The 19767-nt window shown below is 37.3% G+C and carries 19 protein-coding genes; 9 read left to right on the top strand and 10 right to left on the bottom strand.

What is annotated here, in order from left to right; genetic code table 11:
- Positions 1–396 carry a DUF1398 domain-containing protein gene (locus J7E57_RS25650; RefSeq protein ID WP_215132351.1) on the top strand — a complete coding sequence of 132 codons (396 nt, stop codon included), beginning with the start codon at positions 1–3 and terminating at the stop codon, positions 394–396.
- Positions 397–459: 63 nt separating this feature from the next.
- Here the strand turns inward: J7E57_RS25650 and J7E57_RS25655 are convergent, their stop codons facing one another.
- The 4 genes from J7E57_RS25655 to ribD all read right to left on the bottom strand — a co-directional run bounded on the left by J7E57_RS25655 (position 460) and on the right by ribD (position 3920).
- Positions 460–1320 carry a nucleoside phosphorylase gene (locus tag J7E57_RS25655; RefSeq protein WP_215132350.1) on the bottom strand — a complete coding sequence of 287 codons (861 nt, stop codon included), beginning with the start codon at positions 1318–1320 and terminating at the stop codon, positions 460–462.
- Between the two features lie 76 nt (positions 1321–1396).
- Positions 1397–2011, bottom strand: coding sequence for an IMPACT family protein (locus J7E57_RS25660; RefSeq protein WP_215132349.1), 615 nt, complete (start codon positions 2009–2011; stop codon positions 1397–1399).
- Positions 1998–2867 (bottom strand): DMT family transporter, encoded by an 870-nt coding sequence (locus J7E57_RS25665; RefSeq protein ID WP_215132347.1) that lies wholly within the window; start codon positions 2865–2867, stop codon positions 1998–2000. Before J7E57_RS25665 ends, J7E57_RS25660 begins: the two co-directional genes overlap by 14 nt.
- Positions 2868–3920, bottom strand: coding sequence for a bifunctional diaminohydroxyphosphoribosylaminopyrimidine deaminase/5-amino-6-(5-phosphoribosylamino)uracil reductase RibD (ribD, locus tag J7E57_RS25670; protein WP_215132346.1), 1053 nt, complete (start codon positions 3918–3920; stop codon positions 2868–2870).
- An 80-nt stretch (positions 3921–4000) separates the two neighbouring features.
- Here ribD and prmC point away from each other — a divergent pair, with 80 nt between their 5' ends.
- On the top strand, positions 4001–4888 hold the full coding sequence (prmC, locus tag J7E57_RS25675; protein WP_215132345.1) for a peptide chain release factor N(5)-glutamine methyltransferase: 888 nt from the start codon (positions 4001–4003) through the stop codon (positions 4886–4888).
- A gap of 126 nt (positions 4889–5014) precedes the next feature.
- On the opposite strand, the gene xerD is transcribed toward prmC, so the two are convergent.
- Positions 5015–5914, bottom strand: coding sequence for a site-specific tyrosine recombinase XerD (xerD, locus tag J7E57_RS25680; protein WP_215132344.1), 900 nt, complete (start codon positions 5912–5914; stop codon positions 5015–5017).
- Positions 5915–5963: 49 nt separating this feature from the next.
- On the opposite strand from xerD, the gene aroQ reads away from it, so the two are divergent.
- Positions 5964–6380 (top strand): type II 3-dehydroquinate dehydratase, encoded by a 417-nt coding sequence (gene aroQ, locus J7E57_RS25685; protein ID WP_215132342.1) that lies wholly within the window; start codon positions 5964–5966, stop codon positions 6378–6380.
- Between the two features lie 187 nt (positions 6381–6567).
- On the opposite strand, the gene J7E57_RS25690 is transcribed toward aroQ, so the two are convergent.
- The gene (locus J7E57_RS25690) at positions 6568–7581 is read right to left on the bottom strand and encodes a glycosyltransferase family 2 protein (protein ID WP_215132341.1); all 1014 of its coding nucleotides are present in this window, start codon (positions 7579–7581) and stop codon (positions 6568–6570) included.
- 5 nt (positions 7582–7586) lie between these two features.
- Entirely contained in the window at positions 7587–8459 is an 873-nt protein-coding gene (locus tag J7E57_RS25695; RefSeq protein WP_215132340.1) for a lysophospholipid acyltransferase family protein, read from the bottom strand.
- A gap of 39 nt (positions 8460–8498) precedes the next feature.
- Between J7E57_RS25695 and J7E57_RS25700 the strand changes: the two genes are divergently transcribed.
- The 4 genes from J7E57_RS25700 (at position 8499) to bioB (ending at position 13028) form a co-directional block, all read left to right on the top strand.
- Positions 8499–9110, top strand: a complete 612-nt coding sequence (locus tag J7E57_RS25700; protein ID WP_215132339.1) for a WbqC family protein — start codon at positions 8499–8501, stop codon at positions 9108–9110.
- A gap of 3 nt (positions 9111–9113) precedes the next feature.
- The gene (gene corA, locus J7E57_RS25705; RefSeq protein ID WP_215132337.1) at positions 9114–10235 is read left to right on the top strand and encodes a magnesium/cobalt transporter CorA; all 1122 of its coding nucleotides are present in this window, start codon (positions 9114–9116) and stop codon (positions 10233–10235) included.
- A 330-nt stretch (positions 10236–10565) separates the two neighbouring features.
- Entirely contained in the window at positions 10566–11915 is a 1350-nt protein-coding gene (mgtE, locus tag J7E57_RS25710) for a magnesium transporter (RefSeq protein ID WP_215132336.1), read from the top strand.
- Positions 11916–12026: 111 nt separating this feature from the next.
- On the top strand, positions 12027–13028 hold the full coding sequence (bioB, locus tag J7E57_RS25715) for a biotin synthase BioB (RefSeq protein ID WP_215132335.1): 1002 nt from the start codon (positions 12027–12029) through the stop codon (positions 13026–13028).
- A gap of 203 nt (positions 13029–13231) precedes the next feature.
- Here bioB and J7E57_RS25720 read toward each other — a convergent pair whose 3' ends face one another.
- The gene (locus J7E57_RS25720) at positions 13232–13642 is read right to left on the bottom strand and encodes an organic hydroperoxide resistance protein (RefSeq protein WP_131032501.1); all 411 of its coding nucleotides are present in this window, start codon (positions 13640–13642) and stop codon (positions 13232–13234) included.
- Positions 13643–13761: 119 nt separating this feature from the next.
- The gene (locus J7E57_RS25725; RefSeq protein ID WP_215132334.1) at positions 13762–15921 is read right to left on the bottom strand and encodes an FUSC family protein; all 2160 of its coding nucleotides are present in this window, start codon (positions 15919–15921) and stop codon (positions 13762–13764) included.
- A 753-nt stretch (positions 15922–16674) separates the two neighbouring features.
- Between J7E57_RS25725 and J7E57_RS25730 the strand changes: the two genes are divergently transcribed.
- Positions 16675–18027, top strand: a complete 1353-nt coding sequence (locus J7E57_RS25730; RefSeq protein ID WP_215132332.1) for a PhoH family protein — start codon at positions 16675–16677, stop codon at positions 18025–18027.
- 139 nt (positions 18028–18166) lie between these two features.
- On the opposite strand, the gene J7E57_RS25735 is transcribed toward J7E57_RS25730, so the two are convergent.
- Positions 18167–19378, bottom strand: a complete 1212-nt coding sequence (locus tag J7E57_RS25735) for a TCR/Tet family MFS transporter (protein ID WP_215132331.1) — start codon at positions 19376–19378, stop codon at positions 18167–18169.
- 239 nt (positions 19379–19617) lie between these two features.
- Between J7E57_RS25735 and J7E57_RS27550 the strand changes: the two genes are divergently transcribed.
- A partial coding sequence (locus J7E57_RS27550) for a transposase (protein WP_215166306.1) occupies positions 19618–19767 on the top strand: 150 nt, incomplete at its 3' end.

The raw sequence follows: 19767 nt of genomic DNA on the forward strand, positions 1-19767 counted from the left end.
ATGTTCACCATCGAAGACATCCGTGCAGCAGAATCAAAAATTAAAACTGGTGCAGATTTTCCTCAGTTTATTAAAGAAATTAAGGAAATGGGTGTTAAGCGAAACGATGTATATGTATCCAATGGCCTGTCGATTTATTTCGATGATGAAGATAATGTCGAACAGATCAGTCCTGATGAATATCCGACTTTGATTATAAATGATGAACCATCTGCTGGTAAGTTAACACATGCTTTGAAAATACATCAGCAGGGAGAAACCGATTATTTTACCTTTTGCAAGCAAGCTGCAGATGCGGGCGTAGAGAAATGGGTGACCGACCTCGAAGAAATGACCTGTACTTATTTAGATGCTGAAGGCAATGAATTGGTAAAAGAAAATATCCGTAAGGTTTGATCGTATATTTAAGCTACTTCTGTGATGTCAGATGTTACCATCTGACATTCAATAGATTTTTAGTTAAATTCTTTCAAGCACCATTTTTATCGCTTGCGCTACAATTTTGTTTGGTTCTTTGCTAAATTCGAAATTTACACGACTGGCTAAAATGGCATTTACAGAAATTGCATTATGACCCAAAACTTTGGCTAGTGCATAAATCCCTGCGGTTTCCATTTCCAGATTGGTAATGCGGTGCTGATTGCTTTTAAAACTGTTAATTAAGCCAATAAAATCGGGAACCGAGTTTTTAGCACGTACAATTCTACCCTGTGGGGCATAAAAGCCAGGCGCTGTAATGGTTATGCCTTTCGCCATGTCTTTTCCAATCGTATTCAATAATGTTTCACTCGCTGCCGTTAAATAAGGATTGATATTTTTAAGATGCCCAAAGTGTGCTTTGATATCATCCATTAAAATCTGTTCATCACCAGATAATTGTTGAAGGTAATAATTCATTAAGGCATCCATCCCTAAGCCGTAAGAAGAAGCTAAAATTGTTCCCATCGGAATATCCGGTTGAACAGCGCCAGAGGTACCCACTCTGATAATATTTAATGAAGTAAGCTCTTTTTTAATTTCACGGGTTTCAAAATCAACATTAACCAGGGCATCTAACTCATTAAAAACAATATCAATGTTATCCGTACCAATACCTGTTGAGAGTACGGTAACGCGTTTTTTGCCCAAATAACCAGTATGGGTGATAAATTCGCGTTTACCTTTTTTAAATTCTATTTTGTCGAAATATTTGCTTACCTCGCCAACGCGGTCAGGATCGCCAACGGTAATTACAGTATCAGCAATATCACCCGGTAAAAGGTTTAAGTGGTATATGCTTCCATCAGGATTGATGATTAAGTCGCTTTCGGATATTTTCATATTTGGTTTATCTTGCCCGCTGATTTCAATGATTCACTCAGATTTTATCTGTGTTCCCCCTTTTAATCCGTGGTTATTAAACAGTTTGCAGGTATTTTAACTTAACACCTTCAATTTTATCAAATTTACTTAAAACCTGATTGAGTTGTGCTTTTCTGACCTCAAATTTCAATATACAATTGGTATCAAACTGTTGCGCCAAAATCTGTAAGTTCTCCTCTTTGCTCAACTTCATTACATCGTTCATCTGAAGGTAATCGAAATGCGCTTCGTAAACATCATTCACGGTTTTGCTGATAACCGAAGCTGCTTTAATTGCGTCAACACTAGCCGTTTTGTATGCATTAATTAAACCTGGAACACCCAGCAAGGTTCCACCGAAATAACGTACAACAACGATTAGAATATTAGTCAGGTCTTCCGATAATAAACAGTTCAGAATAGGTCTGCCTGCGGTACCCGAAGGTTCGCCATCATCATTCATTCGATAAACAGATCGATCTGGTGTTAAACGATATGCATAACAAAAATGATTGGCCTTAACATGTTCTGCGCGAAGTTTGGTGATAACCGGCTTTAATTCTACTTCACTACGGATAGGATAGGCGTATGCAATAAACTTGCTTCCTTTATCTCGAAAGATACCCTCTGAGGCACTTTCGATGGTTTTATAAGAATCATCGAACAGCATTTTGCGATAGTGTAATGAAAATAATAGCAGCAATAGCGAAGATGATGCCTGCGTAATTTAACTTGCTCAGCTTTTCTTTAAAAGCAATAACACCAATTAAGGTGCCTACTATGATTACGCCTAAATTCATCGCTGCAAAAACGGTAGATGGATTTTCTGCCAGCGCTTTATGGGCTTTCATGTAAAAAAGGATATTCCCAAAATTGAAGAAGCCTAAAATAAATCCGCAAAGCACATTTACCAGTTGTATTTTTATTTTGCCAGCCATTACCATCGAAATTACAATAAGCAATGAAACCATAAATGCCAGACAAAAAACAGTAAAAAGCGAGGTGGTATAAGGCAATTCTTTATATAATGCAATTTGTTTAAAAAGGACGTCGATTACCCCAAAACCGACGAAAACCATAATGGGGTAGAGCAGACTTCCTTTATTACTTTCTTCCTGATCCGATTTTCGAAGAAAAGTTAAAAAAATAGCCACAAAACCAATCGCCAGGCCAATAATTTTCAGGTTATTAAAATCTTCTTTAAAAATAAAGTAAGCCGCCAGTATCGGGATAAATAGCGATAAACGTTGTGCGATATCTGTTTTGACTATGCCGAGGTTTTTTACCGATGCCGCAAGGAATAAAAATATCGACGGCAATAGAATCGCCAGGGCAATATAAATAGGCCATGGTGCGGTAGAGGTGATCAGTTTAACATCGGGCTTAAAAAAAAGAAAACATAAGCTTAATGCAGTAAGATAGTTAATGGTAACGGCTTGAATAATACTGATTTGGTACCGCTTTGCCAGCTTTAATAAAACGGCTACGGTAACACTACAGCAAATGCTTAAAATAATGTAGATCATTTATTTGATGTCGTTTAGATAGATAGAGAGTTTGTCATTTCCGATTTGCACTGTTTCCTGCAGATTTCCATTAATGTTTGGAGAAGAAACCCCATCGCTCCAGCTGGTAGATGAAGTAAAAATACGTGCTTCATCCCATAGGTTGGTATTTAAAAATTGATTTAAAATATTGGCGCCGCCCTCAATAATTACCGATTGTATATCCATCAGGTAAAGCTGAAAGGCGATTTTTTGGGCTAAATAAAAGTGCATATCTTCCATCTGGATATAATGGATATTCTCAATAACATCAGTTTTAACCTCATTAAAGATAATGGTTTTGGCTGCTGCATTGAAGATATGGTTCGTTATTGGCACCTGAAGGTTCTTATCTATTACCAAACGGATTGGATTTTTACCTGTCCATTCCCGAGCGGTTAATTGCGGATTATCCATAATGGCAGTTTGCTTGCCGATCAGGATTGCATCTTCTTCGCTACGCCATTGATGCGCCAAACGTTTGGCCAAAGCGCCACTGATCCATTTCTGGTGACCATCCTTTGTTGCGAAATAACCATTTGCGGTTTCGGCCCATTTTAAAATGATATATGGTCTTTGTTTTTCTATCCTGGTAAAAAATCTTCTATTGAAATAGCGGCATTCATCATCTAAAATTCCACTCACCACTTCAATTCCTGCATTTTTGAGTTTCTCAATACCTTTGCCATCAACCCCTGAAAAAGGGTCTCTATTGCCAATCACTACTTTCTTTAGCTGATGTTTTACCAATAAATCAGCACAGGGAGGCGTTTTGCCAAAATGCGCGCATGGCTCTAGGTTAACGTATGCAGTAGCCTGTTTCAAGAGATTTTCGGCCTCATCACCGTGTTTATCAAAAACAGCTTTAACGGCATTGGGTTCGGCATGCGATTTTCCATATTCCTGATGATATCCTTCTCCAATAATTTTGCCGTCTACAACGATAACACAGCCAACCATCGGGTTCGGACTAACATTCCCTAAAGCTAACGCTGCCAGGTCAAGACAACGTTTTATATAAAATTCATCGCTCATTAGGGCAAAAGTAGTAAAAAAAGAGTCATGGCCTTATCAAAAGAGAGCTGTTATCATCCCAATTAAGTAATTTTGTAAATATGAAGATAGGAGAATTAGCGGCGCATTACGAACTCGAACTTGAGCCTTTATACGACAGTAATGAAGCAAAAGCATTATTTAGTATTGCTGCCGAGCAAGTTTTGGCTTTATCTTCAGCTAAATTGATCATGCAAAAAGATATTGATATCAGCTTTATCAATATGCGGAAACTTTTGAGCATTCTCAACGATTTGCAGATCGGAAAACCCATTCAACATATTTTGGAAGAAGCCCATTTTTACGGTGCTGTGTTTAAAGTTAACGAACAAGTGCTTATCCCGAGGCCAGAAACAGAAGAACTGGTAGATTGGATCATTTCAGATAACAGTCCGCAATTTTCAGTTAATACCAACCATAAAATCAGTATTCTTGACATTGGAACCGGCTCTGGATGCATTCCCATCACACTTAAAAAACATTTACCAAAAGCTGAAGTAGCTACATTGGACGTCTCTGCTAATGCCATTACAGTAGCCAAAGAAAATGCAGAACAGATCAATGTGAGGATTAAATTTATTGAAGCAGACATTTTGACTTTCAAATCTGAAGAGAAGTTTGATATCATCGTAAGTAACCCACCTTATATCAGAGATTTAGAGAAAGCGGATATGCATAATAATGTGTTGGTGTACGAACCACATTTAGCATTATTTGTTCGTGATGAAAACCCATTAATATTTTATAAAACTATTGCTGATTTTGCAAGAACAAACCTAAAAACCAACGGGCGACTTTATTTTGAAATCAACGAATATTTAGGTAACGAAACAATTGAAATGTTAGCTGCTAAAGGCTTTATTAATATTGAGTTAAGACAAGATATGCAAGGCAAAGACAGGATGGTGAGGGCAGTAAGTCCGATGTCAGCGGTCGGGGATCAGAAGTAACTAATAACATGGTTTCTCCATTCGTCCTCCTGAACTTGTTTCAGGATCTATAATTAAAGGGATATAGCATGGCGGGTTACGTTGAAGATGCTTTGGTCTTTTAACTTTAGCCTTTCTGCTCTTCTGTTAAGCCCTCGGATGAAACTGCGTAATTACCTCTCTTAAATAATCTCTATCAATGTGCGTATAAATTTCTGTAGTGGTAATGCTCGAATGGCCAAGCATTTCCTGTACGGCACGCAAATCGGCACCACCTTCAATTAAATGTGTGGCGAAGGAATGCCTTAACGTATGTGGACTGATTGTTTTCTTTAATCCGGTAGATATAGCCAGGTTTTTAATCAGGTTAAAAATCGAAATACGCGAAAGTTTAGCGCCAAAACGGTTTAAAAAGATAAAATCTTCATGCCCTTTTTTAATATTAGCATGTACACGTACTTCATTGATGTAAATATCGAGAAGTTTTAAGGCTACGCTTCCAATGGGCACTAAACGTTCTTTATTTCCTTTTCCAATTACTTTTATAAATTCGATCTGTGGGAAAACATTTGAGATCCTTAGTTCGGTTAATTCAGTTACACGCAAGCCGCAGCCGTATAACACTTCCATAATAGCTTTATTACGCATGCCTTCAGGCTTTGAAGCATCTATGGCAGAAATAAGTTCATTAATCTCGTATATATTCAAAGTATCTGGTAATTTTCTGCTGAGTTTTGGTGCTTCGAGCAATGCTGTTGGATCAGTTGAAATTACATCTTCGAGCATTAAATAGGCAAAGAAAGCTTTTAATCCTGATATTACCCGGGCTTGTGTACTGGCTTGCATACCCAGTTCATTCAACCAAGAGATAAATGATTTTAGATCAATGATGGTAATTTCAGTTAGTTTAGGCTCGACGTTTAAAAATTGAAAATACTGGATCAATTTATCAATATCACTCAGGTAGGCATCAACAGAATTACCAGATAACGACCGCTCTAACTTTAAATACGATTTAAATCCTTTAATATATGATGGCCAAAGCATGCTTTTATTTGAGATTTTTTATAACATTGCAACGTTACAACATTATATTATGAAAATACAAATTATTAACGGCCCAAACTTAAACTTATTAGGTGTACGCGAGCCATCTATTTACGGAAACACCAGTATTGAAGATTATATTAAAGAATTAAAAACGGTTTATCGGGATATAGAAATTGAATACTATCAGAGTAACGTTGAGGGCGAAATTATTAATAAATTGCATGAAGTTGGTTTTAGTTATGATGGGGTAGTGCTTAATGTAGGAGGTTACACCCATACTTCCGTTGCTATTGCTGATGCGATTGCAGCCATTAAAACCCCTGTGGTCGAGGTGCACATATCTAATATTTATGCCCGCGAAGAATATCGTCATGTCTCTTTAACCGGTAAAAACTGTCAAGGTGTTTTAACTGGCTTTGGCATAAAAGGTTATCGTTTAGCTATTGAAAGTTTGTTGATTTAATCTACTCATATTACCTCTGTCAGATGGCAACATCTGACAGGACTCCAGATCAAAAGAAATTCCGCGATCGTCATTTCGAGCGGAGTGCAACGCAGTCGAGAAATCTATAACGGCTAATTAAAAAGATTTCTCCATTCCCGCTACCGATGAAAAATCGGTGAGCTTCAGTCGAAATGACGCAAGGTTCTTACTTCAAGTTCGAAAAACATTTGATTTTCTTAATAAAAAACGCCCAAACAACGCTATTGTTATATACTCCAGCATGTTGGCTATATGCTTTTTGAACGGCTTTCCGCTTTTTGTTCGTTTTTGAAAGCGATCTAAGAAAATGCCAGTGACCTTTGCTCACTGCCATGGTGAATTTAGGCTTTCCCGTTAGCAAAAAGTGCCACCATGCAATAAAATCTATAAACATCCTGATCGTAATTCGGAAAATGGCATCATTGGCAGGTAGGTTTTTCTGCATGATGATGAGGTTGTTTCTGAAATTAAGATAAGTTTTAAAAGGATTCTCTGTCTGCAAAGTTCCACCGCCTACATGGTAAACTTCGGCATCCGGACAGTACATAATTTTATAATTCAGGTTTTTTAAACGCCAGCACAGATCTATCTCCTCCATATGAGCAAAAAGATCGGCATCTAAACCACCCGCTTCTTGCCAACATTTACTTTTAATAAAAAATGCAGCTCCACTGGCCCAAAAAACTTCTGTTTTATCATTGTACTGGTCATTGTCAAACTCATACACATTAAACAGTCTCCCACGGCAGAAAGGAAAAGAATAGATGTCTAGATAACCTCCGGCAGCACCCGCATACTCGAATTGTTTCTTGTTTAACTGCCACTTAATTTTAGGTTGTGCTGCCGCAATCTGTGCATCGCTTTCCATTAAATCGATCACCGGCTTTATCCAATTGGGAGTTACCTCTACATCCGAATTGAGCAGGATAAAATAATCGGCCTCAACACGTTCTAAAACCTTGTTGTAGCCTCCTGCAAAACCGTAATTCTGGTCGTTCTGGATAATTTTAACGCTAGGAAAGTTTTCTTGTAAAAACAAAACTGAATCATCGGTGGAGGCATTATCGCCCACAACAATTTGCAGATTATCATACTCAGAAAGCAAAATTTCAGGTAAAAACTGCTGTAAATATGCTTTTCCATTCCAGTTTAAAATTACAACGGCTACTGATGGGTTCATTCTTTTTATTCGGGTTTAAATTTCCAGCGTTTATGGCTCCAAAGCCAATATTGAGGCTGTTCTTTGATAATATTTTCTAAAAACTTAAAGTGCAGATTCGTAATCGCAAACTCATCCATGTTAGCCGGATCGAGGCACATGGGCAAAACTTCTACATGATAATAACCTTTTTTTACTACACTGACTTTAAAGTAATATATCGGTCTTTTAGTAGATTTTGCTATTTTTTCTACACCCAAAAGCGCGGCAGTTTGTTGGTGTAAAAAATCTACAAAGTATTTGGTTTCTTCTCTTGTAGGAGATTGATCGCTTGCAAAACACAAAAGCGTAGGCTCATTTTTATAGGTGGCCATACCTCGTAAAGTTTGTCGCATGGCAATGAAAACATTACCATATTTTGTACGCATACAATCAAACCAGGTTTCAAAAATTTTATTTTTGATGGGTTTAAAAATCACCATGGTTTTGGCAGAAATACTAAGTCCCAAAGCTAAAGTGCCCAATTCCCAGTTACCATAATGGCCTGTACAGGCAAGTACACTTTCTCCAGCCTTAAAATGAGCTTCTACTTGTTCCAAACCAGTAAATTTTACCCTTTTTAGCGTTTCTGCTTTTGAAATGCTGCTCATTTTAATAATTTCGAAAATAAGTTCAGCCAGATACAGGAAGAATTTTTTCTCAATAACCTTAATTTCAGCTAAAGATTTTTCGGGAAAAGAGTGGGTTAAATTCTGCCTGACAACTTTTTTTCTATAGCCTATTACGTAATAAAGCAGATAATATAGTAATCTTGCAAAAAAAAAGAGCAAAGATAAAGGCAGCAGCGATAACAGGTATAAAAAAAATACGCCAACGTGCGCAATCCCTCTTTTAATCATTATTTTTAAAACGTTTCAACTACAAACATAAATTTTCAAATGCAGAATACAGCTATACTTCCATTATTTTATCTTCCACCAGTAGGCTATTTTAGTTTATTACAAAAGCTGGAGGTAGATTTTTTAATCGAAAAACATGAACATTTAGCGAAGCAAACTTACCGCAACAGGGCCAGTATTTATTCTCCAAACGGAAAACTCGATATTACCGTTCCTGTGGTTAAAGGTTCAAAAACACACACGCAAATGAAGGATGTGCGGATTAGTTATGACTTTAAATGGCAACGTTTACATTGGCTGAGCTTAGAAAGTTGCTATAGAAGTTCGGCCTATTTTGAGTTTTATGAAGATGAACTTTCACGGTTTTATAATCAAAAATTTGAATTTCTTTTCGATTATAACCTCGAATTGGTAGAATGGCTCTCCAAAAAGTTAAAGCTCAATAAAAACTTCGAAGTTACCACCGAATATTTTGATGATATTGCTCCTGAGCTGGATTTCCGTACCATTATGAATCCTAAAAAAGAGGACGATATTGTAAAAAATAAGCCATATTATCAGGTTTTTGAAGATAGACATCAATTTTTGCCCAACTTAAGTATTGTTGATTTGTTGTTTAACCAGGGTCCGCAAGCCCGGCTATATTTATAAAGTATGGGAAAAAACAAGCCGCGTAACCGCCATAAGCACTATAAAGTTCCAACCCCGGGTACCAGTCCGGGTTTATACACTATTGATGAAAATGCATTAAAACCAATTATTGTACTTCATATTTATAACGATAAAAGTTATAAAAAAGTGGAATTGGAGAATATCAATAATATTGATAAACTGATTGAAAATAAAGATTTCTGCTATTGGTTTGACATTAAAGGATTAGCAGATCCTAATATATTCGAAACACTTTATTCAAAATTAGGTATCAGCAGGCTTGTATTGGAAGATATTACCAGTTCTTACCAGCGCCCCAAGCTGGATGAATATGATAATGACAAGTACATTTTTGCAGTGAGCAGGCATCTGTTTTTAAATGAGGAGAATATTTTAAATAATGATCAGGTTTCTTTTATCCTGTCAGAACGCACATTGATTACCTTTCAGGAAACTTATGCCGATTGTTTTGAGCCCGTAAGAAAACGTTTGGAGATAGGAAAGGGAAACATTCGTATTGGTGGTATTAGCTACCTGATGTATGCCATTATGGATGTGATAGTGGATAATTATTTTTCCTTGTTAAATTTTTGGGGTGAAGAACTGGATGCTATTGAAGACCGTTTATATGATCATCCTGACAGGAGGATCATGTACGATACACAGGCGATTAAAAGGTCATTGATCATGATCCGAAAAGTAGCCTGGCCGGAGCGGGATAAACTGAATGATATTATCCGTACCGATAGTCCGTTAATATCAGATCTCACCAAAACCTACATGAAGGATGCCTACGATCATTGTATCCAGATCATTGATTTTATCGAATCATTAAAAGAGATTGCTTCAGCCAATATTGATATGAATTTATCCATTATCAGTAACCGGATGAACGAGATCATGAAGGTTTTGACCATCATTTCTTCCATATTTATTCCATTAACCTTTATTGCAGGTATTTACGGGATGAATTTTAGTAGGGAAGACCCTACAACCGGAAAGATACTAAAAGAAAATATGCCCGAATTATACGCCGAACATGGTTATTTGTACACCTGGATTGTAATGGCTATAATAGCAATTTTGCAGGTGATTTATTTTTGGCGCAAAGGTTGGTTTAAATAGTGTTTGACATAAAAAATTTCGATATACAAATCGTCATCTCGACTGAAGCGAAATGGAGAGATCTACCTAGACAGATTTCTCGGCTGCGTTGCCCTGCGCTCGAAATGACGGTAACTAGAAGTAAGTTTTAGGCCTAAATTTCTCTACTATTTGTTGTTTTTTAAAAATAAATTAATCCACAAAATAACTATGTTAGTAGGCAAATTATTTGACTCTAAATGAATAATTACTATTCAGTAGGATAAATAAAAAGATTAGAATAAATTTGGATAGGTTCTAAAATCAATTTTTAATATTTGTAGCTTTAGGGCGTTTTTGGTTAGGTTATAGATGCAGTCATTCGAAATAGATAAAAGCGACGTACTTAAGGTTAAAAATGCAATTTTAGCTGGTGATGAAACTTTAAAAGTAGTTTTAGAGGAGTATCATGCCTCAGAAATCGCGATTTTGTTTGAGCGTTTGGATAAATCCGAGCAGCGGCATATCATCAACCTGCTTCCTGCAGAAATAGCCTCTGAGATTATTTCTGAGATGGATGAAGAATCCCATCCGGAAGATTTGCTTTTTGAGCTCCATCCCGATAAACGTACGGAGATTGTTGAAGAACTGGATTATGATGATGCGACCGATATCATTTCCCAGCTGGAGGATCATGAACAGAAAGAGATTTTAGAAGACCTTACCGAAGATCATGCTTCAGAAATCAGGAACCTTTTAACTTACGACGAAAAAACTGCTGGTGGTTTGATGAATACGGAGCTGATCTGTGTAAACATCAACCTCACCAAAAAAGACGCAATCGACGAGATCATCCGGCAGAGTGAAGAAATGGAGGAGTTTTACACCATTTATGTAGTGGATGATGAGGAGATTTTTAAAGGTATTGTTTCGTTAAAAGACATTATTAAAGCAAAACACAATGCCAAAATAACTGAATTGGTTAAAATAGATGCAGTTTATGTGCATCCAGATACCGATCAGGAAGAAGTGGCGAACCTAATTTCACAATATAACTTAACAAGTATTCCAGTTATTGATGATCACCAGAAATTACTCGGTAGGGTAACATTCGATGATGTAATCGATGTAATGGAGGCCGAAAGTACCGAAGATATCTTGAAAATTTCAGGGGTATCAGAAGATGAGGAATTGAGCGGTAACTGGGTAGAAGCGGTAAAATCGCGTTTGCCATGGTTAATTATCAACCTCGGAACTGCTTTTTTAGCTTCATCTGTAGTACGTTATTTTGATCCAACCATTAAGTTAATTCCTTCCTTAGCGGCCTACATGACCATTATTGCGGGGATGGGTGGAAATGCAGCTACCCAGGCACTTGCCGTAACCGTAAGGCGTATTTCACTTTATGACCTGACTGATAAACAGGCCTATCGTACCGTTTTAAAAGAATTTACCGTAGGCTTAATAAATGGTGCATCCAATGGATTAATCGTATTTATTTTTGCTTACTTTTTTGATGGAAACCCAATGCTTGGATTGGTTATCTTCCTGGCTATGACGGGCAACCTGGTAATTGCAGGCATCACGGGTGCTGGTATTCCGTTAATTTTAAAACGGGTAGGTATCGATCCTGCCATTGCATCATCTATAATTATTACTACTTTTACCGACGTTTTTGGTTTCCTATTAATTTTAGGATTGGCCAGCAAACTTTTACTATAATCAGGATTTACTTGATTTTAGGATTTCAAGATTTAAAGCTTGCAAAACTAAATTGAGCGCCTGTTAATTTAACTTAGACTACAAACTTTAAATCTATAAAATCTGATCCCGATGCAAAAAACAAGACACGATTGGACAAAAGAAGAAATATACGAAATTTATAACAGACCATTTTTAGATCTGGTTTACGAAGCTGCAAGCATCCACAGAGAAAATAAAGATTACAATGAAGTTCAGGTAAGTTCATTAATCTCGATCAAAACTGGAGGTTGTGCTGAAGACTGTTCATATTGCCCACAGGCAGCCCGCTACCATACCGAATTAGAAGTTCAGCCATTGATGCAGGTTAGTCAGGTGGTTAGCGCCGCAGTTAAGGCCAAAGAGGGTGGTGCATCACGTTTATGTATGGGAGCTGCATGGCGCGAAGTACGGGATAACCGCGATTTTGACCGTGTAATTGAAATGGTGAAAGCCGTGAATGATATGGATATGGAAGTTTGCTGTACTTTAGGCATGCTTACCGAAAACCAGGCACAACGCTTAGCTGATGCTGGTTTATATGCATATAACCATAACATCGATACCTCTGAAGATGATTACAAACGTATTATTTCGACCAGAACTTACGATGATCGCTTAAATACCATTAAAAATGTACGTAAAGCTAAATTAACGGTATGTAGTGGTGGTATTATCGGTTTAGGCGAAACGGTAGAAGACCGTGTTTCAATGTTGCAGACTTTATCAAACATGGAAAAACATCCTGAATCAGTTCCCGTTAATGCGTTAGTACCCGTAAAAGGTACTCCTTTAGAAAATCAGCCACGTGTTCCAATCTGGGATATGGTAAGAATGATTGCTACAGCACGAATCGTAATGCCAAACTCGGTGGTGCGTTTATCAGCTGGTAGAAACGAAATGAGCACGCTAGAACAGGCTTTTTGCTTTATGGCAGGTGCAAGTTCTATTTTTGCAGGCGATAAATTATTAACTACGCCAAATCCTGCATTTGTTGATGATATGGCCATGTTTGAATTGTTGGGACTAAAAACCCGCGACGCCTTTAAAAATGGCAGACCAGTAAACACAAGGATTGAACAGGAAGCTGTTTAATCAAAAAATATAAACCGATATCCATGGTGTCGGTATCCGTGGTGTCAGTTGCAACTGACACAAAGATAGATTTTAACTCATAAGCATCGTAAATAAAAAAGTCCCGACTAAAATCGGGACTTTTTTTAGCGGCATCAGATATTTCTATCTGACACTAAGTTGAATTCTATTTTAATAGTCAGATGGTAACATCTGACTTCACTTTACACAGCCGTTACCCTAACCTCAATATTTCCTTTGGTTGCTTTAGAATACGGACATGCCCGATGTGCTTTATCAGCCAAGGCCTGTGCTTCCTCATGCGAAATACCTGGAATGTGAACATCCAGATCTGCAGAAAGTACAAAAGCATTTCCGTCTTTATTAAACGAAACCAATACTTTCACATTTGCTTCGCTAATATCAACACCTTCTCGCTCCGCTACACCGCCCAATGCACCCAAATAACATGGTCCCCAGGCAGCAGCGAACAATTCTTCTGGGTTTGTGGCACCTCCTTGCCCGCCAAGTTCTTTTGGCTTTCTTAAATCGAAATCTAAAATCCCATCACTTGATTTGATGTGTCCGTCTCTTCCTCCAGTAGCTGTAACTTCAGCCGTATATAGCTTTTCCATAATGTTTTCTTAATATGGATACTTAACAATTTTTAGTGGCCTTTGTTTTTAATACAAGGTATTTGATAGTTTAAATCTTGAACTAATACAACATGATTACTTACGTAACAAAATTCGATCTAAATCTTGATTTTCACTGATAGCTTATAAATATCGTAAGCTACCTTCTGGATAAGGTCGAATTGCTCGGGAACCAAATCTTCTCCTTTTTTAATGGCTAAACCGTTATCATTTAGCCTGATTAACGGCACATTCTCAATTGTGCTGGCGCCTTTTTCCAGATTTTCAATAGACGTATCCAATAAATAATTGGTATTGTTGGCAATAGGCTTCAAGGAATCGAAACTTTCGAAGATAAATTGATGTTCCTTATTGTAGAGCGAAAGCGTTGCAACATAAGAAGACAATAAATGGCTGAGCGCTGTAAACTGATGTACTTCTTTAATAAACAACTGTTTGCTTTTTGGTTCAGAAAACATTCTTTGAAACAGGGAAGCCAAGTTTGCCGTACTTACATAAACTTCTTTCCGGGCCAGTTTATATTCCGTTCTATTGTAGTTTTTCTCAAAATACAATTTAATCACCTGTCCATAATAAGCCTTATTAGCCTTTAAAATGTCGAGCATGGCCTCTTTGAGTTTTTCATGCTCCCAAGTCGGGAATAAAGAATAACTGGCCAATAGCGCAATGCCAGAGCCTATAAAAGTATCATAAATCCTTTCGCGTGCCAGCGCTATCGATCCCATACCCAGAAAATCAAATAGGATTAAGATATATGGCGTCATAAAGAGCACACTCACTACGTAATTTTTCCTTTGGAAACTATAGCAGCCAATCATGCAGATTAATAGGATCACAAATAAAGTATTCCGATCGTGGATATAAGTAATCACACCCATACCAATGAACGCCCCAATCGTGGTGCCGATTAAACGTTGATAATTACGTTCTTTTGTTAAACTAAATCCCGGTTTCGAAATTACCAGAATGGTAAGGAGAATCCAGTAGCTATGTGAGAAATTGAGAATCTGAGCCACGATAAAACCCAAAAGCATCACCACAGTAACCCGTAACGAATGCCTGAAAGTAGAAGAGGTATAGGTCAAATTCTCTGTAAACAGTTTAAAATCGAATTTTTGCCTGGTAATAAATTTCTCTGTATCTACCTCAGCTTGTCTAATATCTTTGCTGTTTCTGATTTTAAAATAACTGAAAATAGTTTTAACCCTTGACAGTATATTTTCGATGTTCACCTCAATATTTTTCAGGGCAATTATGCCTAAGGTATTGTATTCCTGATTTTGATTGTTCTTTTCTAGGTCATTGATTTTGATCTTTAACCTTTCAATCTCAATCAATAAACGTTTTGAAACAACGGGTATTCCACCACTTTTTAAGGCAAAAGCAATATCATCAAGCGCGTAAGAGATCCGCTTAATGGCCATTTCATAATCTGATAATATACCTGCTTTATCAAACTGATCGTGCAAATGCTGGTAATTATAATAGGTAGACATTACCTGCTCGAAAAGATCGACCATATCTACAAATACCAATAACAAAAATCTGCCTTCAGGAGTAGAATCCCTTACAATTTCGCGGGTTCTAAAAAGCAATTCTCTTACCGCATCCTGTTTTTCATGAACAGAAACCTGAAGCTGCAACAGATCTGAATAGGTTTTATCGTAATTGTTATTTTGATGATAGAACTTGGCTTTTTCGCGTAGAAACTCTGCAACTTCCAGGATAGAATCGCTAAGCGATTGCTGCACCAAACGGAAGGGGCGTAAGCGGTACACAAAATAACTTAAGCCAGTATACCAAAGGCTACCTATCAGGATCATAACCGCATGTAGCAATACTTCCTGCCATGGGCGTACGTCATCAATGCTTAATACCATAATCAGTAAAACTGCGGTACCAACCGATGCAGCTCTAATACCGTAGATGTAAAACATCGAAAATACAAAACTGGATACAGCCAATAAAAAGCCGATAAAATAATGGTTCTTGTTGGTTAACCCCGTTATGATAGAGAAGGTAAAGATGAGCGCAGTAGTAATCAGCATTGCATTTCTTCGGTGCACCATTGGCCCCGGACTATCTACCACACTTACACATAAAGCACCTAGTGATAAAGTCATACCGTACTTTAACATGCCAAACTGGGCAAGAATTAAAGAGGGGAGCAGTACACCAATGGTGATGCGGAGACCGTCGGCAAAATACGTACTCAATAAAAAGTCTTGTATATTTCTAATGGGTTGCCTAATCTGCATGATACAAAAATAACATAATAGCGAAGTTTTTTGTTGCGATTAAAATTAAGTTTTTTGCTTTTTTTTAACTTTTAAGCAGAAAATGGGTAATGGTTTGATTAACAAAATATTATGAATTGTTTATAAGTGTGATTTTAGAAATGTTGATAACCTAATCGAAAACCCACAAAAAGCGCTCAAAAACGACATTTTAAAAACAACAAACTGTTGATAACCAGCGATTTTAAGTGGATAACTTTGTTTATAAAAACTCTCATTTTTCTCTTGACAAATGCGTGTTTTCCTACTAAATTAGATCATATCAAATACGAAGTACTTTGAATTCTGATAAAACAAGCCAAAAGAGATAAAGAACCGAAAGGGGAATTGTTTCGGAGTGTTTACAGGGAAAACGATTAATTTCAGAAAGGGTTAAACCGAGTAAGGATATATACCATCGCAAGATTGGATCATAAGAAAATCGCACAGGCCCAAACAGAGATTATTGAAAACTAGGAAGTTTACGGACGGAGGAGTTGGAAATAAATTTTCACGAATCGCAAAAGTTGCAAAACCTAACGATAACGGAAAAATCAAAGTAACAAGAATTAGATGCTTTAAAATACGACTACGGTTGTTTTTAAAGTTAAAACGGGGAACTGAATCGAAAGAAGAAGAACCCCGTTTTTATTTTGCCTTAAATTTTGATCTTTCGAACAAAAAAAGAATAGCGAATCCTTCCGCATATTATCCCTAAAATATTAAATTTACCAAATGGCCAAAAAAGGTAAATCAATTTCCAATCCGTCAAAAAAGATATTCGTTTTAGATACCTCGGTTATTTTGTACGACCATGATGCGATAAATAACTTCCACGAGCACGATGTAGCTATTCCCATTCAGGTTTTAGAAGAGCTCGATAATTTTAAAAGCGGTAACGATACCCGGAATTTTGAGGCCAGAAGTTTTATCCGCCTTATTGATGAAACTTCAAAACAAAAACTCATCAGCGATTGGATTTCGTTAAAAAGCCCTGATTCAGGAAAATTTAAGGTAGTTTTAAATGAAAAGCCTTTAACTATAAATGCAGAAGAAGTGTATGGAAAAGGCAAAACAGACCATAAGATTTTAAATGCAGCATTAAGTTTAAAAGAAGAATATCCCGATAAGAAAGTAGTACTGGTATCGAAAGACATCTGCTTAAGGTTAAAAGCAAAAGCTTTGGATTTAAATGCAGAAGATTACGAAACTGGTAAAATTAAAAATGTAGATGAGCTTTATGCCGGAAAAACAGAACTTATTGATTTTCCGATTGAGATTATTGAAGAAGTAAAAAAACAACTTTTTATTGATGCTAATGAGGTAGAACTGCCACCTAAAAATGGCAATCACTTTTATATTTTAAGGAATAAGAGAAAAATAGCAAATGTATTTTATAACAACAGTTTAAAAACAATTTCAGCAGTTTCTACTGATCCTATATTTAAAATCAAACCTAAAAATATTGAACAGGCATTTGCCATTCATGCGCTTTTAGATCCAGAAATTAAGCTGGTGAGCATACAAGGGAATGCCGGAACAGGCAAAACACTATTGGCTTTAGCAAGCGCTTTAGAACAGCGTAAAAACTTTAGACAGATTTATATTACGCGACCAATTGTTTCCCTGAGCAATAAAGACATCGGCTTCTTACCAGGCGATGCAAAATCGAAAACTGATCCTTTTATGGCGCCAATTTGGGATAATCTGCGGTTTATTAAAGAGCAGTTTATCGGTGATGATAAAATGTCGGAAAAGATTGATGAACTGATTATAACCGAAAAAATAGCGATTGCGCCATTGGCTTTTATCCGGGGAAGAACCCTCACCAAAATTTTCTTTATTATTGATGAAGCACAGAATTTAACACCCCATGAAGTGAAAACGATAATTTCGAGGGCGGGCGAACATACCAAAATAGTTTTTACCGGCGATATTTACCAGATTGATACACCATACCTAGATTCTGAAAGTAATGGCCTGTCTTATTTAATCGAAAACGCTAAAAACCACCCGCTGTATGCCCATATTACCTTACATAAAGGCGAGAGGAGTGAGTTGGCTAATTTGGCTAATGAGTTGCTTTAAGCTTTTTTTTTCCGTTCATCTAGCAGAAAAGGACTACAATAGTTACGTTACCCTGAACTTGTTTCAGCGTCTTCATTCAAACAGGGTAGGTTTTTAGGTTGCGTCTACTTTAGTCAACGATGACCACGCTTAAGACCTACTAATGGTATTTCTTTAAGCTCCTTAAACAGATAAACAATCCGATTAAAGTTAACACCGCGCTCAATATAAATGGTGCGCCCGGAAAATAAACCGGAGCCTTGCCTTCGATAAAATAAGCAAATATATGTGTCATTACCCAAGGGGCAAATATGGCCGCTAAACTTTGTAAACCCGTTAAAACGCCCTGCATTTCACCTTGTGCATTCGAAGGTACCTGATTCGAAATCAAGCCCTGCATGGCCGGTCCACAGATTCCGGCTAAACCATAAGGAAGCATAAAAGCAAACATCATCCAGCCCTTGCTTGCAAAAGCAAAAGCGATGAAGCCTATGATGTATAAAATGAGACCAAAGTAAACCGCTTTCTTTTCTCCGATTTTGGGAAGGATCACCCTTATTAAACCACCTTGAACAAGGCCCACAACCAAGCCCACAAAACCTAATGAATAGCCTACCCATGCAGCATCCCATTTGAATTTCTCCATGGTATAAAATGTCCAGTTGGATTGAACAGCGTGACTGGCAAAATATAATAAGAATAAGGTAGCCATTAAGCCCAATAATGCAGGGTACTTGCCAATGCTTAACAATGAACCGATTGGATTTGCTCTTTTCCAGTCAAAAGCCCTGCGTTTTTCAACAGGTAAAGATTCTGGCAGTATAAAATAACCGTAAAGCCAGTTAATTAAAGATAAACCTGCAGCAATCATAAAAGGAACCCGGGTACCAAAATGGCTGAAAACCCCACCTAAAACCGGACCTAAGATAAATCCAACACCAAATGCTGCACCAACCAAGCCGAAGTTTTGCGCTCTTTTTTCTGGAGGGGAAACATCAGCAATGTATGCCTGTGCGGTTGTAAAACTTGCACCTGTTATTCCTGCAATAATCCTTCCTACAAATAACCAAACAATAGAAGGGGCGAAAGCTAAAAAGATGTAATCGATACCTAAACCGAACAAAGAGCTTAATAATACCGGTCTTCGTCCGTACCGATCGCTCATTGCACCAATAATTGGAGAGAATATAAATTGTACTGATGCATATGCAAGGGTGAGCCAGCCACCATATTCTGCCGCTAAACCGAAGCCACCGCCAGTGAAATCCTGAATAAGTTTTGGTAAAACCGGAATGATCAACCCAAAACCCGTAAAATCGATCAGGAGGGTAACCATAATAAAACTCATTGCAGATTTCTTTCCGTTTGCCATTATATGTAATTTGAAACGCAAAAGTATCAGAATTAGTTAAGATTGTAAATTTTAGTTCTCTACAAACTCAATTACAAACCTAGTAGGTTTTTGAAACCTGCGAGGTTTAGATCCAAATATGAGAGGTTTAGATCCAAATATGAAATACTGTCCTCTGTTTATAAACCTGATATAGCGGAAAGCCCGCAATGAGGTATGGACTGCCCCCAAAAAGTTGGACACTTTAATCGGAGCATTTTATGAGCAGAAAAATTAAGTATAGCCTGGAATTTAAACTGGCTATCATCGATCAGGTCTTAAGTAGAGAGAAACCTATGGTTTCAATCTCAAGGGAAAATGGTATCGAACGGCGTATGGTCTATCAGTGGGTAGAGTTCTATAAACGTTTT

Origin of the sequence: Pedobacter sp. ISL-64, from assembly GCF_018613605.1 — a bacterium.
Lineage (GTDB): Bacteria > Bacteroidota > Bacteroidia > Sphingobacteriales > Sphingobacteriaceae > Pedobacter.